We start from the raw sequence: 18,058 nt of genomic DNA on the forward strand, positions 1-18,058 counted from the left end.
TAGACACTGCGGAGTGGTAGTTCAGTTGGTTAGAATACCGGCCTGTCACGCCGGGGGTCGCGGGTTCGAGTCCCGTCCACTCCGCCATTATTGAAGAAGCCCTAATCGAAAGATTAGGGCTTTTTTTGTCTGTAGAAAAGTGGCATTAATTTTCTAACTATATCGTCCTAGCTATTGAATGTGTGATTAGCTAAATAGTATTGACGTATTCTGCTTTATAACTACCATAGTGAATCTAATACAATGTCAACTGCCATGATCCCACGGGGTATTTTAGTGGGTGAAGTTCTACTGCAGAATTGAGCCTATTTCAGGTTCAGACTTGGCTAGCTCTTTCGTGCATTTCAACAAAATGTTGTCGTTTAGCGTAAAAATGAAGTGGTAAGGTTATTTTGACTGCAAAACTATTTAATGGTGAGTGAACCTTCCTCACACTGCTGAAATAAGGTTTTCCATTCTTGGTCGCTACGGTGTGGCGCCATTATCTCTCCTCCATAAATCATCAAATACAAGGTCATAGAATGTAATTTCAGCTAATTGAGTGCGAGATTTATGGCGCATTTACAATATAATCTGGAAAACTAACTGAACAGCAGAGCCTTGCACCTTTTGTACATTTCAGTACCTCTTCAGAACACTCGATAAAAAATGATTCTAAGCTATACAAATGCTCTCAGTGTGTTAGTTGCACACTAATATGGTTCACGTAGTTAGTTTTTTTTGTGTGTGACATGATGGGTATTAGCCCTTTTTAATACTGTATTTTTAGAGCTAAGCATATTTATGCCCATACTTTTTATAAGTAAAAAAAAAGACCTGCAACTGCAGGTCTTTTATATTTATCTGATTGTGTGGTTATTTGTTTTGAGCTTCCCACGTTTTGGCTTTATGAATTAATGAGGTGATCGTTGAGCCCTGAATTAGGATGGAGAAAACGACAACAGCATAAGTCATGACAAGAATGATTTCTCTTACATCAATATTTTTTTCTGGTATCACAATAACACCAGCGGGAATAGCCATTGCCATTGCTAAAGCTAGACCACCACGTAAGCCACCCCAGGTTAATATTTTCACTGAGTGCGGGTTGTAATCACGATACTTTTGGAAGCCAAGATAAGACAACTTTACGCTTAGATAACGGCTCAGTAATACGAGAGGGATTGCGATTACCATCAGTACCCAATCTTCTTGGTGGAAGCTAAATTGAAGCATGGTCATACCGATAAGTAAAAATAGAACGCCATTTAGGAACTCATCAACTAACTCCCAAAAGTGATCTAAATGCTCTTCACTTTCTTTCGAAAAACCAATATAGCGGGTCCAGTTACCAATCATAATGCCAGATACAACCATTGCTAATGGTCCTGATACATGAATGACATCGGCAAATACATAGCCAGCTGTTGGAATACCTAATGTCAGTAATAATTCCATGGAGTGATCATTCGTGGAGCTAATCAAATAATGGAAAAGTAGACCAAGAATAAAGCCATAAGCAATACCCCCGATTGCTTCTTGTAGGAATAATTGCCCTACGCCTAAGACTGTTGGGGCTTCATTACCAAAGGCGATAGTGAACAACGTGACAAAAATAACCAAACCAAAGCCATCATTAAATAATGATTCCCCTTCAATTTGTGTTGAAATACGACGAGGCGCATCTAGCTTTTTAACGATAGCAAGTACAGCGATTGGATCCGTTGGTGATATCAAAGAACCAAAGATTAAGCAGTAGATTAAATCGAATTGAAAGCCCAATAATTGACATATGCCCCAAAGCGCACCGCCGATGAAAAAAGTTGAAAAAAGTGTGGCACCTAAAGCTAAAACAGTAATTTCCCACTTTTGATCTTCTAGGTTAGGCAGCTTAATTCCTAGCCCACCTGCAAAAAGCAAAAATCCTAAAATCCCTTTAAGTAAAAAGCTTTCAAAATCGATATCAGCAAGCTGTTCAGCTGCAATATCTTCTAAGTGAAACCAGCCATTCTGACCAGCAATAATGATACCTAAAGACAACATTAATGCGCCTGCAGTAATCGCAATTGTTGTTTGCATCTTACCTATTTTGCTGTTTATAAAAGCAATAGCCATCGCTGCTGCTGCGAGAAAGCATAAGGTACTGTAGACCGACATGCATCAACCTCAAATTGATTTTAGAGTAAATAGTAAATTGTCACAAAATATAAAACCATAGGGCGATTATAGCTATTAAAACTTTCTTTTATTCTGTATTCGTTTTGTTTATGAAAAGGCATTTAGACGTCTAGATTTCCATTGCGGCTATGGTAGGATGTTATTAAGCTGTAATACAAAATAAGGAAGTAATGTGGTGGTGAAGAGTAAGGAAGTACTACAGAAGCGGTTAGCTGAAAATATCCTGATTATTGATGGTGGTATGGGCACCATGATCCAAGGCTATAAATTGGATGAAAATGATTATCGAGGTGAACGTTTTGCTGATTGGCATTCAGATCTTAAAGGGAATAATGACCTTCTCGTTTTAACACAACCACAGTTAATCAAGGATATTCATAGCGAGTATCTAGAAGCGGGTGCTGATATTCTTGAGACCAACACATTTAATGCAACCACCATAGCCATGGCTGACTATGACATGGAAAGTCTAAGCGCTGAGATTAACTTTGAAGCGGCGAAACTGGCTCGCCAAGCTGCAGATGAATGGACGCTTAAAACACCATCTAAGCCACGCTTTGTTGCTGGGGTGCTTGGTCCTACTAACCGAACGTGTTCAATTTCTCCTGATGTAAATGACCCTAGCTTCCGTAATGTTACTTTTGACCAGTTAGTTGAAGCCTATTCTGAATCAACGCGTGCTCTTATCGCGGGGGGCGTCGATTTAATTTTAGTTGAAACTATTTTTGATACGCTGAATGCCAAAGCTTGTACCTTCGCTGTTGAAACTGTTTTTGACGAAGATGGTGTCGTTTTACCGATTATGATTTCAGGCACAATCACCGATGCCTCGGGTCGAACACTTTCAGGTCAAACAACAGAAGCTTTCTATAATTCTCTTCGTCACGTCAAGCCTATTTCGTTTGGTTTGAACTGTGCGTTAGGTCCTGATGAATTACGTCAATATGTCGATGAATTATCTCGGATCTCTGAAAGCGCTGTTTCTGCCCACCCGAATGCTGGATTGCCAAATGCATTTGGAGAATATGACCTTAGCCCTGAAGATATGGCTGAACATATTGAAGAATGGGCGAAAAGTGGATTCCTCAATTTGGTGGGTGGTTGTTGTGGTACAACGCCTGAGCATATTCGCTTAATGGAACAAGTTACCCGAAATGTTAAGCCTCGCCAGTTACCTGATATCCCTGTTGCTTGTCGTTTATCAGGATTAGAACCTCTCACGATTTCTGCTGATACCTTATTTGTGAATGTGGGAGAGCGAACTAATGTAACGGGCTCTGCTCGTTTCAAGCGACTCATCAAAGATGAATTATATGATGAAGCGTTAGAGGTCGCGCGCCAACAAGTAGAAGCTGGTGCTCAAATTATCGATATTAATATGGATGAGGGCATGTTAGATGCAGAAGCGGCAATGGTTCGCTTCTTAAACTTATGTGCGACGGAACCTGAGATTTCAAAAGTACCCATTATGGTGGATTCATCTAAATGGGAAGTACTTGAAGCGGGTTTGAAATGTGTTCAAGGTAAACCTATCGTCAATTCTATATCGATGAAAGAGGGCGTTGAAAAGTTTATCGCACAAGCGAAATTGATCCGCCGTTATGGTGCCGCGGTCATCGTGATGGCTTTTGATGAAGAAGGGCAAGCAGATACTCGTGAACGTAAGATCGAGATTTGTACTAATGCCTATCATATTTTGGTGGATGAAGTCGGTTTTCCGCCTGAAGATATTATTTTCGACCCGAATATTTTTGCCGTAGCAACAGGCATTGAAGAGCATAACAACTATGCCGTCGATTTCATTGAGGCGGTAGGAGACATCAAGCGCACACTGCCTTATGCGATGGTTTCTGGTGGTGTTTCTAATGTGTCTTTCTCGTTCCGGGGAAATGATCCGATTCGAGAAGCTATCCATGCCGTATTCCTTTATTACTGTTTTAAAAATGGTATGGATATGGGGATTGTGAACGCAGGGCAACTTGCGATTTATGATGATTTAACCGATGAACTCCGTAATGCTGTTGAAGATGTCGTCTTAAACCGCCGTGATGATAGTACCGAACGCTTATTGGATATTGCGGACAAATACCGTGGTAGCGGTAAAGTTGAAGAAGATCGTACGCTACAAGAATGGCGAGGGTGGCCTGTAGAAAAACGCTTATCACATGCCTTGGTTAAAGGGATAACTGAGTTCATTGTTGAAGATACAGAAGAAGCTCGCACCAATGCCTCTAAGCCTCTCGAAGTAATTGAAGGCCCGTTAATGGCGGGTATGAATATTGTCGGTGATCTATTTGGTGAAGGTAAGATGTTCTTACCTCAGGTGGTTAAATCAGCCCGTGTTATGAAGCAAGCTGTTGCTCACCTTGAACCTTATATTAATGCTGAAAAGCAAGCGGGTTATACCAACGGTAAAATTCTGCTAGCGACAGTAAAAGGTGATGTTCACGATATTGGTAAGAATATTGTGGGCGTTGTCTTGCAGTGTAACAACTATGAAATCATTGACCTTGGAGTCATGGTTTCTTGCGAACAAATACTGAAAGTAGCAAAAGAAAAAAATGTCGATATCATAGGTTTAAGTGGTCTTATTACCCCATCATTAGATGAAATGGTGCATGTGGCGAAAGAGATGGAGCGACAAGGCTTTGAGTTACCATTGCTTATCGGTGGTGCTACAACCTCAAAAGCGCATACAGCGGTTAAGATTGAAGAGAACTATCACGGACCGGTTGTTTATGTCTCTAATGCGTCTCGCGCTGTAGGGGTTTGTTCTGCATTGTTATCTGATGTATTACGGCCAGCATTTATTGAACGTTTAGATAAAGAATATATTACAGTACGTGAGCAACATGCGCGTAAAAAACCACGAACACCACCAGTTACGTTAGAGCAAGCGCGAGAAAACAAAGTCGCTATAGATTGGGAGAGCTATACACCGCCAGCTCCAGTGAAGCCGGGTATCCATGTTTTTACTGATTTCCCTATATCTAAGATTCGTAAATATATTGATTGGACACCATTTTTCATGACTTGGTCATTAAGTGGTAAGTATCCAACTATTTTGCGCCATGAAGTGGTGGGTGAAGAAGCTCAGCGTTTATTTGATGATGCCAATGTATTGTTAGATGAAATCGAGCGTACAGGCATGATCAAAGCAAACGGTGTATGTGGGTTATTCCCTGCAAATAATATCGGTGACGATATTGAAGTATATACCGATGAGACTCGCTCTGAAGTGATGACGGTACTGTGTGGTTTGCGTCAACAGACGAAGAAACCGAAAGGACCTAACTATTGCTTATCGGATTATATTGCACCGAAAGAAAGTAACAAAGCTGACTGGATCGGCGCTTTTGCTGTAACGGGCGGTATCGGGGAGTATGACATTGCTGAACAGTTTAAAGCCAAAGGCGATGACTATAACGCGATTATGATACAGGCGATTGCAGATCGCTTAGCTGAGGCTTTTGCTGAATGTATGCATGAAACGGTACGGAAAGACATTTGGGGCTATGCACCTGAAGAGTCGCTGGCGAATGAAGATTTGATTCGTGAAAAATACCAAGGCATACGTCCTGCTCCTGGGTATCCTGCGTGTCCCGAGCATACAGAAAAAGGCACCATCTGGTCATTGTTAGATGCAGAGGTTAACACTGGCATGGTATTAACTGAAAGCTATGCGATGTGGCCAGGTGCAGCTGTATCAGGGTGGTATTTTTCTCATCCAGAGTCTCGCTACTTTGCGGTTGCTCAGATCCAAGAAGATCAGCGCGACAGCTATGCTGATCGTAAAGGCTGGGATCTGATTGAAGCTGAAAAGTGGCTAGGACCGAATTTATAATGCTGGTTTGAACGAAAAGAAGGCGCTCATTTGAGCGCCTTCTTTTTTTTGTTACCAGTATATGGTTTTCGCTTTATTCAAAGATAGCGCAATGGAGATCTTTGATAGCAGATTTAGCATCTTGCGCTTTTACTAAAAAACATAAATTGTGCGGGCTTGCCCCATAACAAATCATGCGTAGGTTATAGTCTTCAAGCGTGCTAAATACTTTTTTGGCTGAGCCTTTGGTGCTGCTCATTTGATTACCAATCAGTGCAACCAAGCATAGATCTTGCTCGACGTCGACGCGGCATAGTTCATTGAGTTCCGCTAGTGCTTGCGCTGGTAGTGTTGGTGCTCCACCACTGGTATCGGTTTGATCCAATGTCAAAGAGACGCTCACCTCAGAAGTTGTTATCAAATCCACGGAGATTTTATGTTCCGCTAAAATACGAAACACTTCAGCTAAGAAGCCGTAAGCATGGAACATATTGAGGCTGGTTAATGTAACCATTGTTTGATTACAACGAAGTGCTAGCGCTCTAAATAATGGGGCATCAGATACCGTTTCTCGAATCCAGGTACCACCTTGTTCGGGTGCTTTCGATGAACCAATGAAGACGGGTATTTGCTGTCTAATTGCCGGCACTAATGTTGATGGATGTAATATCTTGGCACCAAAATTGGCCATTTCAGATGCTTCGCTGAAGCTGATTTCTTTAATTGGTTTAGCTTTCGTGGCGATACGAGGGTCTGTGGTATACATGCCTGGTACATCAGTCCAAATTTCTAAGGTCGATGCCCCGATGGCTTCTGCCATTAAGGCGGCACTATAGTCACTACCGCCACGGCCTAATGTGGTGGTATTACCTTGTTCGTCAGAGCCAATAAAGCCTTGAGAGACCACTACATATTCTTTTAGTTGTGGAGAAAGGTGTTGTTCCGATAATTGGCGGATAATACTGGGCTGAGGAATGGCTTTACCAAATTGCCCATCTGTACGCATTACATCTCGAATATCAAATCGAATGGCGTTGATGCCAAGTTCTCTCAATATTTGAGCAAATAGGTGAGTAGAAAGTAACTCGCCATGGGAAACAAGCTGATCAGTAAGGGTGACTGATTTTTCAATGGCTGCTTTTTTTGCTAATTCAGCTACATTTTGAAGCAATATAGTAATGGCTTCTTCAGCTTGCTGTGGTTGCTCTAATTGGCTTAATACTGATTGGTGTATATCGGTTAAGCGAGTTAATAAAGCATGGCGTTGTTGAGTATCAGTAACACCATTAGCTAGCTCGACTAAGATATTGGTGACTCCAGAACAGGCACTAATTAAGACTAAGCGTGTGTGTGGTGCATGTTGAACTATTGCTGCACTGCGACTCATCGCGGTGAAGTCGGCAACACTTGTACCACCAAACTTGGCAACGGTTAACGATGTGTGCGGATTAACATTACTATCTACAAGGCTCAAGGTAAGACTCCCAATCTCAGTAAAATGATAAAAACGAATTTACGCGGGAGGATATTCCCGACATCCAATTGTCAGGAGAGCAGAAAGGCGAGACGTACGAATAGCGCTACAACCAGAAGCTCCCCACCTTTTTATATGTTACTTATGCATAAAAAGGTGACAGCCAGAAGGATTCAACCTTCATAGCCGATATCGCTGATCCCCATCAGTTATATCTCGGCGTTACTCCCCCTCTTTAGGCTGCTTTAGGGTGGGGCCCTGCAATCTAAATACCTGGGTAACGCTCCTCTTCCGTTTTACCTAGTGGTATTAATACCAGCAGGATGAACAAAAACTCTCCTCATTGAATAGGATTTGTTACTAGGTTGTCAATCTTTCTGTGGTTATTTATGCGATAAAAATGCAATCGCTTATGTCATTCGTTATGTTAGTGTTGAATGAGACTTGCACTGAGTATGGTTGATTTAATATTCTGTTGTTGTGCAACCCTAATAATTCCCGCCCTACAGTTAGAAAAATAACGAAAATACAGGGATTGATTACAACTTACTTCAGGAAGATAGAATAATGACAATTACTAGCTTTTACCCACCGCAACGAACACTAATGGGACCCGGTCCTTCAGATATCTACCCTCAAGTTTTACAGGCACTTAGTCGCCCGACAGTTGGACATTTAGACCCACTTTTTGTTGGGATGATGGATGAGCTAAAACAGCTACTGCAATATGCTTTTCAGACTAAAAATACATTTACGATTGCTGTGTCTGCCCCTGGTAGTGCAGGTATGGAAGCATGTTTTGTTAACCTTGTGGAGCCAGGTGATAAGGTCATTGTTTGCCGTAATGGTGTATTTGGCGATCGCATGCGAGAAAATGTTGAACGATGTGGTGGGCAAGCCGTTGTTGTCGATAATGCTTGGGGAGAGCCTGTTGATCCTAAGCTGGTGGAACAAGCGTTAATTGATAACCCAGATGCGAAAATATTAGCATTTGTGCATGCTGAAACATCAACGGGTGCGTTAAGTGATGCTGAAGCGCTGGCGAAACTGGCACGTCAACATGATTGTTTGACCATTGTTGATGCCGTGACATCGTTAGGCGGTGTTCCTTTATTGGTTGATGAATGGCAGTTAGATGCCGTTTATTCTGGTAGCCAGAAATGTTTATCATGCGTGCCTGGTTTATCACCATTAACTTTTTCTCAGCGCGCGATTGATAAAATTCAAGCTCGTAAAACACCCGTGCAAAGTTGGTTCTTGGATCAAAGTTTAGTACTCGGGTATTGGAGCGGGGAAGGCAAGCGAACTTATCATCATACTGCGCCAGTCAATAGCTTGTATGCCCTGCATGAAGCCTTGGTATTATTACAAAATGAAGGGTTAGAAAATGCTTGGCAACGCCATAAAGATGTTCATTTAGACTTGCGTGAAGGCTTAGAAAAACTCGGTATTACTTTTGTTGTTGATGAAGCCTCGCGTTTGCCACAGCTTAATGCGGTGTATATTCCTGATGGCGTTGATGATGCATTAGTACGTAAAACATTACTTGAGCGCTATAACCTTGAAATTGGTGCTGGGCTCGGGGCTCTAGGTGGTAAAGCATGGCGTATTGGCTTGATGGGATATGCTGCACGTAGTGAAAATGTCGCATTATGCCTAAAAGCCTTGGAATCGACATTGAAGTAAAAAAGTCATCATTGATCGATTGAATAAAACGGCTACCTCGGTAGCCGTTTTTGATCAAGGTTTGCTTGCCTCTGAAGGCAATATGGATTGTGCCTCTGAAGTGGCAAAGTTGGCGCCCGGAAATAAATATTCGGCTTCTTGCTTTATTTGGCTAGCTCGTTCTGGCTTACCTAATAATTGATAAGCGGAAATCAAGTTATGATATAGCGCTGGGCGAGGCCAATTAACGGCTTTTTTTGTCGCCCATTGAATGTATTCTTCAATGAGTGCAGGATTGTTACTTGCTGTTCCCAGTTGTAGCTGTGTCAAATGCAAATCCCAATCAAAACGGTTTTGCCAAGCCCAAGGGTTATTTACCTGCATTAAGTAATCAATATTAACTGGACGTGTCGTCTCAAACTTGGTTAATAACCAACCCGAGTACAACGTTGTTAACATAAAACCACTAACGACAATAGGCATGATTAACGCCAAAGATTTAATCGTCATTACATACTGCATTTCATGTTTATTATATTTTGCCGTTAGGTTATCGACCCAATAAATCAGGATGATAAAAATAACCCAATGAGCTAATGAGTGGTAGAAGGGATACTCTAGTTGGGTGTGCAAAACGATGGGAAAGAAAAGCCCGACTAATGCGAGTTGAGTGCCTTCTCGCGCCTTGCTGATTTTAAATAGCACAGCCGCTGCTGCAAGCAGCAATGCAATCAGAGGAATGATCCCCCCTTCTGACGCCCAATACACCAGTTCATTATGAGGGTGGTCTAAACTAGGGACCCCGTAAGGCTGATTGGGATCGGCTTGGTGCCATTTTGCGGTTTGAGTGATATAGGCGGGCTCAAATTTACCATAGCCATAACCCATTAGTGGCTCGGTACGAAACATTTTATACGCTTGCGGAATATGGATAGAACGAGCACTCTCAAGCGTTATACGTTCAGTTTTTGGCCCCCAACCTGTCGTAGAATTAATGCTCCAAGAAACACTTAGCCCCATCACGATCATCAATAGCCACATGCGTAATTGGGCTTTTGCAGCAAAGCGACGTAGGTAGGGGATCATAAGGCCGACACCGACGATCGCTCCGATCCAGCCTGTACGAGAACTTAATGCCATAATGATTGGAATCGTGATGACGGGAGTGAGTAGTAACAGAAGCTGCAGCCATGACCATTTACCGCGATACATCGGAATACGGGCAAGCAGATAAGCAGACAGTACTAACCCAGTTGCCAGAAAACTAGCCATTACATTGGGTTGCTGAAAAATGCCATAAGGTCGGTTGTTCAGTGTGTTGTAGCCAAAAGCATTGTCGGCTTCCATCCACATGAACTGATACCAGCCAAAAGCCGTTTGAATAAACACACCGATGAGAATCAACCACAACATGCGCTGGCGCTGCTTGGGGGTAAACGTAAACTGCTGTAACCCGATAAAAAATAAGAACCCAGCCCAAAGCGCAATCAGCCGGTTAGCCACTGCAGGTGCATCAGCATTTGGATAAAAAACAGGTAAGGTGAGCAATAGACAGCAAGCAAATAATACAATGGTCAGTCGAGAGTAGCGCCACACTTTTTGGCGACAAATCTCTAATAATCCCAGTGAAATCGCGATACTAAATGGGACCCAACTGGCGGTATTAAATGACAGCTCAAGCCCTGAACCGCCAGGATTATGCTGGAAGTAGTGCATCGTTAGCACAAACAAAAAACCGAGTGAAACAATGAATGATTTCACTAATGGTTTACTCATGCTCTGCTCTGCGAGTTTGGTGCCTTGCAAGTGTAACACTGTCATTTTATATCCATGCTTGTTGACATGTTTAAGCAAAATAAAGGCTGATAATTATATCAGCCTATAACGTTGATTTCTTAGCAGTTTAAAACAAAGTCAGCTTAAGACAAGAGAGGCTTAAGGAAGTATGCCGTATGTGAACCCGCAACTTGAGCAACCTGTTCAGGTGTACCTGTAGCCACAATTTCACCCCCACCGTTACCGCCTTCAGGGCCTAAGTCAATAATCCAATCAGCGGTCTTGACCACATCAAGATTATGCTCGATAACCACGATAGTATTGCCTCTATCACGCAAGCGATGCAGTACGACTAGCAGCTGTTGAATGTCATGGAAGTGCAACCCTGTGGTTGGTTCATCCAATATATACAGTGTTTGTCCGGTGTCTCGCTTCGATAACTCTCGGGCTAATTTCACACGCTGCGCTTCACCACCGGAAATCGTGGTCGCAGCTTGACCTAAGCGGATATAAGATAAACCGACATCCATTAATGTTTGTAGTTTTCTTGCAATAGCGGGAACGGGATCAAAAAATTCACGAGCATCTTCAACCGTTAAATCCAAGACTTCGTGAATAGACTTACCTTTGTAGCGCACTTCCAATGTTTCACGGTTGTAGCGCTTGCTATTACAAGCATCACAAGGCACATAGACATCTGGTAAGAAATGCATTTCGACTTTGATTAGCCCATCACCTTGGCAAGATTCGCAGCGCCCACCTTTAACGTTAAAGCTAAAACGGCCAGGTTTATAACCACGAGAACGAGATTCTTGGGTGCCCGCAAATAGCTCACGTATTGGCGTAAATATACCGGTATAAGTTGCTGGGTTAGAGCGTGGAGTACGCCCTATTGGGCTTTGATCAATTTCAATGACCTTATCAAAATGTTCTAAATTTTGAATCTCACGATAAGGGGCCGCTTCACCGGTTGTTGCACCATTGAGCTGGTGGTGAGCAATGCGGAAGAAAGTATCATTGATTAGCGTTGATTTACCCGAACCAGAAACACCAGTAATACAGGTAAAGAGACCGACTGGGATTTCAACATCGACATTTTTAAGGTTATTACCTGTCGCTCCCAGTAATTTAACGGTTTTATCTGGATCCATCGGTGTTCGGTGTTCTGGGATAGCAATGGATTTTTTACCACTTAAATACTGGCCTGTTAAGGACTCTGGTGCATTAAGGATATCTTCCATTGTGCCTTCTGCGATGATTTCACCACCGTGCACTCCGGCACCAGGGCCAATATCAATCACATAATCAGCAGCGCGAATCGCATCTTCATCATGCTCGACCACGATAACCGTATTACCAAGATCACGCAGGTGATTCAAAGTTTTGAGTAAGCGTTCATTATCACGCTGATGAAGACCAATTGAAGGTTCATCAAGTACATACATAACACCGACGAGCCCCGCCCCTATTTGGCTTGCAAGGCGAATACGTTGTGCTTCACCGCCAGATAGCGTATCGGCACTGCGTGATAAATTCAGGTAGTTAAGGCCGACGTTGACTAAGAAGGTTAAGCGGTCTTTGATTTCTTTTAATATTTTATCGGCGATCTGCCCTCGCTGGCCCACCAGTGAAAGCGTATCAAAAAAGTTAAATGTTTCATTGATGCTCATTTCACAAATGGTGGGTAGGTTTGTATCGGCAATAAACACATGACGTGCTTCTTGACGTAAACGTGAACCGTGACAGCTCGAACAGTGTTTAGTAGAAACAAATTTTGCCAGCTCTTCACGTACGGCGTTCGATTCTGTTTCACGGTAACGACGTTCCATATTATTGAGGATCCCCTCAAAAGGATGACGTCGAACCGTTATATCACCACGGTCATTAATGTACTTAAATTCAATTTCAGTTTTACCTGAACCTCTAAGAATGAGATCTTTGATTTTCCTCGGTAATTCATTGAAGGCGGATTCAACATCAAAATCATAGTGTTCAGCCATTGATTTCAACATCTGGAAATAATAGAAATTACGCTTATCCCAGCCTCGTATTGCTCCGCCAGATAGGCTTAGATCACCGTTTTGTATCACACGGTCAGGGTCAAAATATTGCTGAACCCCTAATCCGTCACAAGTGCCACATGCACCAGCCGGATTATTAAATGAGAATAAACGCGGTTCTAGTTCTTGCATGCTATAACCACAATGCGGGCAGGCAAAATTAGCGGAAAACAGCAACTCAGCAGGTTGGTCGTTATCCATTGGACAAATTAATACATTACCACCTGATAATTCTAAAGCCGTTTCGAAAGATTCTGCCAAACGTAGCTGTAGATCATCACGTACCTTGAAGCGATCGACAACGACTTCGATGGTATGTTTTTTATGTAATTCGAGGGTGGGTGGGTCAGAAAGATCACACACTTCGCCATCAATACGCGCTCGGATATACCCTTGAGCTGCTAGGTTCGCCAGCGTTTTTACATGCTCACCTTTACGGGCTTTTACGATTGGGGCAAGCAGCATCATTTTACTGCCTTCTGGCAATTCTAATACTTTATCCACCATTTGGCTGACGGTTTGCGCAGCCAGAGTTACATCGTGTGTTGGGCAGCGCGGCTCACCCACCCGTGCATACAGCAAGCGTAAATAGTCATAAATTTCAGTGATCGTACCGACGGTTGAACGTGGGTTATGCGATGTCGATTTCTGCTCTATTGATATGGCTGGTGATAGCCCTTCAATATGGTCGACATCGGGTTTTTCCATTAACGATAGGAATTGTCGAGCATAGGCTGAGAGTGATTCAACATAGCGACGTTGACCTTCTGCATATAAGGTATCGAAAGCCAATGATGATTTCCCTGAACCCGATAAGCCAGTGATAACAATCAGCTTATCGCGAGGAATAGAGAGATTTATATTTTTTAGGTTGTGAGTGCGAGCACCCCTGACTTCGATATAATCCATATTGATATGAGCTTTATGGCCGACTAATTGATTTGTTATTATTGCATAGGCAAGAAAAGCTTGAAAGCGTGGGCTGTATAAAGATACAGTATAAAGAGTAAAATCTAGCCAATAACAGGCCGGTTTATAATTCGTGCTTTGGCGTGAATATGGGTATCGGGTCAGTATTTTTGTGTGATAACAATACGCTTAAGGCGTGTGATTTTTCTTTACATAGATAATGAATAAAAATTGCGTCAGATAACACAGTTTGAGCGCTATGCTTGAGCGGTGCCAACATGATAAACTACGCGATTAAGTGTAAACTTTGACTAAGCGGCTATTGATAATCAGGTAGTACGCAGACAGATTTGGAGTTAAGTATGGCCAGTCGTGGCGTAAATAAGGTTATCTTAGTCGGTAACTTAGGTAATGACCCAGAAATCCGTTATATGCCAAGTGGTAGTGCAGTAGCAAACATAACAATTGCTACCTCTGAATCATGGCGTGATAAGGCAACGGGCGAGCAACGTGAAAAAACAGAATGGCACCGTGTGGCGCTGTTCGGTAAGCTTGCTGAAGTTGCTGGTGAATACTTGCGTAAAGGTTCACAGGTATACATCGAAGGTCAATTACAAACACGTAAATGGCAAAACCAACAAGGCCAAGATCAATACACAACAGAAGTTGTTGTTCAGGGCTTTAACGGTGTAATGCAAATGCTAGGTGGTCGTCAAGGCGGCGGTCAAGGTCAGCAGCAACAACAGCAAGGTAACTGGGGTAAACCTCAACAACCTGCAGCTGCTCCTCAGCAGAACTTTGCACCTCAGCAGCAACAACAACAACAGGCTCCTCAGCAACAGCAACAGCAACAGGCTCCTCAACAGCCTCAGCAGCAGTACAATGAGCCACCAATGGATTTTGATGATGATATTCCGTTCTAATCAACTTCTTAGTTGTAGGTTTGGAATAGCATGATTTAAGAAGAAGCAGCGTTCGCGCTGCTTTTTTTATTATTTATTATTTATTAAAGGTTTTTTATTGATTTTTAGATTTGATTTTTCTTTAATAAAATCAATGAATAACTTCGTTTTTACATGGTTGTAATCAAGCTTGGGATAATAAGCATAGGCAGAGCTAATTGGCTGTTTAAGCTCTGGTAATACAGGTACCAGTAAGCCTTTACTTAGCTCGCGTTTCACCGTGTTACCTCCAGCCAGAATAATCCCCATACCTGCTACAGCAGCAGCAACTAATGCTTCAGGATTTTGAGTGGTGAAATTACCCCGTAAGCGCAAGTGTAAGTTGTTCTCAAAAATGTGTTCTTGCTCATGTCCATGGGTACCAAAGAGTAGGCAATTATGCTGTGTTAGTTGCTGGTGGTTTTCAATTATGGGTTTATCTTCGAGATAACTTGGGGCTGCGTAAAACCCAGGCTGGAAATCAAATAATCGCGTTGCAATATAACTGGATGAATTAAAGTCGGTTAATTCACGGCTGATAAATACATCAAGGTTAAGATCGGGTAGTTGCCCTGGGGTTACTGTGTGAAGCTCGACTTGAATTTTAGGATAAGTCTCAATAAATTCAGCTAAGTAGTTAACTAATAATCGACTGCCAGTGGCAAGAGGGGCGCCAATACGTAATACGCCACTGACTTCACCATATGTTGAGGTTGTTTCAGCCAGCATTTGCTGCCAATCATCAAGTAGTCTTGCACTGCGTTGATAAAATAATTTACCCGCATCGGTTACCGTCAAACTCCGCGTTGTACGTTTTAATAGTTGCACACCTAACTGCTTTTCTAGCCAAGAAAGGCGCTTTGATAATGCTGAACTTGATGTATTGAGTTTAGTCGCTGCTTGAGCCAGAGAGCCTTGTTCCACAACGGTAACGAAGCTTTTTGTGCAAATGATCCAATCCATAGGTCTCCAGTTTTGTTAGCTACGATTATGGGTGCTGTGCTTTTAGCGTTTATTGAGTGATGAAATTCATTGAATCATATCACTATGTTTACAGACAATGATTCACATTAATAGACTAACAAGTGATAATCATTGTTAACGTAATTAACAAATTGCATTGTTGAACACTGTAATTTTTAGTTAACTGTTTATAGTCTATCAATACTGCTTGTAACGTTGGAGTTATATGAGAAAAGCATCAGGGATGAAGTTAACCAATCGTTTGGTTGCTTTTGTCACGCTTATTGTTATTTGTGCTATTTTCGTTGTGTTTATTGGCGGTGCCATTAGCTTTCGAAAATTAGGGCAAAATTATCTGACCAACTATCTTGATGGTGTGGTTAACGTTATCGATCAACAATTGGCAGATCCTGATGGCGCGCAAGCATTCTCACGTTGGCTACCGCATTTATTAAAAGCCAGTAATGTCGTTGAACTTGAAATTAGCAGCTCTGCAGGCTCTATATACTCTTTTAAAGGCTTACATCCACTCACCGATCCTAATGTATTGTATATCAGCCATTACCAGCTTGAGAAAAACACTGGCTTTAATATCGATATTAAGTCATTACCTCCTTATACCGAATTTACTTATTCGATAGGCGCAATGTCATCAATCAGTATTGCTATCATGATCATTATCATGGGCTTGGTATGGGGCATGAACTGGTTACGTAGGCAATTACATGGTTCAGAGCTGTTAGAAGTACGAGGACGCATGATCCTTGCTGGGCGTGTCGATAAATACGCTGTCGGTTCTGAAGAGGAGTGGCCTGCAACAGCAAGTTTAGCCCTTGATCAAATGATTGCTGAGTTAAAAGATGCCCGTCAAGAGCGCAGTCGTTTTGATACGTTTATTCGTACTCATACATTTCTTGATCAATTAACGGGTACAGCAAACCGAGTGTTATTTGATAGCCGTCTTCAATCAATCGTGCAAGATCAAGACACCTATGGCTCTGTTATTTTGATTCGTATTTCAGAATGGGATCACTTACTGGCAGAAAAGGGAAAAGAGGCCGCTGATGACTTAATCCAAGATGTGGGTATGATCTTATCTAATTTAATCCAGCGCTATTCAGATACTGTTCTTTCGCGTTACTTTGATGCTGAATTTGCCATTATGATCCCACAGCAATCGGCAAAAGAAATAAAGCAATTTACCAGTCAACTATTAAAAGCATTAGAAAGGTTGACCCCAGCAGCACCACTTGAAACGGATAATTGGTGTCATATTGGGGTGACTTTCTTTTCTAGCGGTGAGCGACGAGGTCGAATTATGGATGAGGCTGATATGGCATTACGGAGTGCACAGCTTCATCGGGCAAACAGTTGGTATGCATTTAAGAAAGAGCAGCAATGGGATGATAGTCGAGGCAGTGTACGTTGGCGTACCTTGTTAGATGCCGTATTTAATGCGGGTGGTCCGATATTGTATCAACAACCCGTTGTTAATGCAGATGGTGAAACATTACTTCATCGCGAATTGTTAGCGCGTATTAAAGATGAAAATGGTGTTTTGATTAAAGCATCTCGATTCCTTCCTGCTGTTGAACAGGTTGGTTTTAATATTCGCATGGATAAATTGGTTATTGCCAAATCATTACAATTGCTAAAAACAATGCCAGTGAGCGATGTGTTTTCTATTAATGTCAGTATCATCGCACTATTAGATAAAAGTTTTGTTCGTTGGCTAAGAGATGAGTTATTACAAACCCCGCGAACGGTGTTGAATCGTCTATCGTTTGAAATACCAGAGGGAAGTTTAGTTAAGCATCTTGATGCTATGCGACCTATCGCAAGGATGATAGTCGGGCTTGGTTGTAAACTGGTGATTGATCAGGCGGGAAGAACCATTGTAAGCACCCATTATATAAAAGATATTAAAGTGGATTATATTAAACTCCACCGAAGCCTTATCCGTGAAATTCATCAAAGGCAAGAAAATCAACTATTTGTTCGTAGTATGCTCGGTGCTTGTGCCGATTCGAATGCAAAAGTTATCGCTGTTGGCGTGGAAAATAATAATGAATGGCAGGTATTAAAACAGCTTGGTGTACATGGTGGACAAGGCCGGTATTTTGGGGCTGAAATCTCGTTAATAAGTGATTCAAACATACAACAGAAGTAGAGACATGTTACATTTGCTTATACATTAAAAAGCAATCGACATATGTTCATTTGATTAATGTTCGGGTACCATTGTCAAATAATTGACGTGTGTCGGTTGTTTGGCGTTGTTGTTGTGGCA

9 protein-coding genes, 1 tRNA gene and 1 riboswitch are annotated in these 18,058 nt (G+C 42.2%); of the genes, 5 read left to right on the forward strand and 5 right to left on the reverse strand.

Going from position 1 to position 18,058, the window contains the following annotated elements; all coding sequences use genetic code 11:
* Positions 1-10: 10 nt before the first annotated feature.
* A tRNA-Asp gene (locus C9J12_RS16210) sits at positions 11-87 on the forward strand.
* A 768-nt stretch (positions 88-855) separates the two neighbouring features.
* On the opposite strand, the gene C9J12_RS16220 is transcribed toward C9J12_RS16210, so the two are convergent.
* Positions 856-2,136, reverse strand: coding sequence for a cation:proton antiporter (locus C9J12_RS16220; RefSeq protein ID WP_107243667.1), 1,281 nt, complete (start codon positions 2,134-2,136; stop codon positions 856-858).
* A gap of 193 nt (positions 2,137-2,329) precedes the next feature.
* On the opposite strand from C9J12_RS16220, the gene metH reads away from it, so the two are divergent.
* A complete protein-coding gene (metH, locus tag C9J12_RS16225) occupies positions 2,330-6,001 on the forward strand; it encodes a methionine synthase (protein ID WP_107243668.1) in 3,672 nt (1,223 codons plus the stop codon).
* Positions 6,002-6,074: 73 nt separating this feature from the next.
* Here the strand turns inward: metH and lysC are convergent, their stop codons facing one another.
* Positions 6,075-7,367, reverse strand: coding sequence for a lysine-sensitive aspartokinase 3 (gene lysC, locus C9J12_RS16230; protein WP_407675684.1), 1,293 nt, complete (start codon positions 7,365-7,367; stop codon positions 6,075-6,077).
* A gap of 195 nt (positions 7,368-7,562) precedes the next feature.
* Positions 7,563-7,753, reverse strand: a riboswitch (Lysine riboswitch).
* A gap of 268 nt (positions 7,754-8,021) precedes the next feature.
* Here lysC and C9J12_RS16235 point away from each other — a divergent pair.
* Complete coding sequence (locus C9J12_RS16235) at positions 8,022-9,140, forward strand: pyridoxal-phosphate-dependent aminotransferase family protein (RefSeq protein WP_107243670.1); 1,119 nt, start codon at positions 8,022-8,024, stop codon at positions 9,138-9,140.
* Between the two features lie 54 nt (positions 9,141-9,194).
* Here the strand turns inward: C9J12_RS16235 and C9J12_RS16240 are convergent, their stop codons facing one another.
* Complete coding sequence (locus C9J12_RS16240) at positions 9,195-10,940, reverse strand: PglL family O-oligosaccharyltransferase (protein WP_107243671.1); 1,746 nt, start codon at positions 10,938-10,940, stop codon at positions 9,195-9,197.
* A gap of 98 nt (positions 10,941-11,038) precedes the next feature.
* On the reverse strand, positions 11,039-13,864 hold the full coding sequence (uvrA, locus tag C9J12_RS16245; RefSeq protein ID WP_107243672.1) for an excinuclease ABC subunit UvrA: 2,826 nt from the start codon (positions 13,862-13,864) through the stop codon (positions 11,039-11,041).
* Positions 13,865-14,226: 362 nt separating this feature from the next.
* Here uvrA and C9J12_RS16250 point away from each other — a divergent pair, with 362 nt between their 5' ends.
* Positions 14,227-14,787, forward strand: a complete 561-nt coding sequence (locus C9J12_RS16250) for a single-stranded DNA-binding protein (protein ID WP_107243673.1) — start codon at positions 14,227-14,229, stop codon at positions 14,785-14,787.
* A 69-nt stretch (positions 14,788-14,856) separates the two neighbouring features.
* On the opposite strand, the gene C9J12_RS16255 is transcribed toward C9J12_RS16250, so the two are convergent.
* Positions 14,857-15,768, reverse strand: coding sequence for a LysR family transcriptional regulator (locus C9J12_RS16255; protein WP_107243674.1), 912 nt, complete (start codon positions 15,766-15,768; stop codon positions 14,857-14,859).
* Between the two features lie 226 nt (positions 15,769-15,994).
* Between C9J12_RS16255 and csrD the strand changes: the two genes are divergently transcribed.
* Positions 15,995-17,938: an RNase E specificity factor CsrD gene (gene csrD / locus C9J12_RS16260; protein ID WP_107243675.1), complete on the forward strand. Its 1,944-nt coding sequence runs from the start codon at positions 15,995-15,997 to the stop codon at positions 17,936-17,938.
* Positions 17,939-18,058 lie beyond the last annotated feature (120 nt).

Source organism: Photobacterium frigidiphilum (genome assembly GCF_003025615.1).
GTDB classification, from domain to species: domain Bacteria; phylum Pseudomonadota; class Gammaproteobacteria; order Enterobacterales; family Vibrionaceae; genus Photobacterium; species Photobacterium frigidiphilum.

What these genes read in the sequence shown, in the direction of transcription:
- lysC (WP_407675684.1), bottom strand. Translation starts at nt 7,367, where the DNA reads ATGAGTCGCAGTGCAGCAATAGTTCAACATGCACCACACACACGCTTA.
- C9J12_RS16235 (WP_107243670.1), top strand. Translation starts at nt 8,022, where the DNA reads ATGACAATTACTAGCTTTTACCCACCGCAACGAACACTAATGGGACCC.
- uvrA (WP_107243672.1), bottom strand. Translation starts at nt 13,864, where the DNA reads ATGGATTATATCGAAGTCAGGGGTGCTCGCACTCACAACCTAAAAAAT.
- C9J12_RS16255 (WP_107243674.1), bottom strand. Translation starts at nt 15,768, where the DNA reads ATGGATTGGATCATTTGCACAAAAAGCTTCGTTACCGTTGTGGAACAA.
- C9J12_RS16240 (WP_107243671.1), bottom strand. Translation starts at nt 10,940, where the DNA reads ATGACAGTGTTACACTTGCAAGGCACCAAACTCGCAGAGCAGAGCATG.
- C9J12_RS16250 (WP_107243673.1), top strand. Translation starts at nt 14,227, where the DNA reads ATGGCCAGTCGTGGCGTAAATAAGGTTATCTTAGTCGGTAACTTAGGT.
- csrD (WP_107243675.1), top strand. Translation starts at nt 15,995, where the DNA reads ATGAGAAAAGCATCAGGGATGAAGTTAACCAATCGTTTGGTTGCTTTT.
- C9J12_RS16220 (WP_107243667.1), bottom strand. Translation starts at nt 2,136, where the DNA reads ATGTCGGTCTACAGTACCTTATGCTTTCTCGCAGCAGCAGCGATGGCT.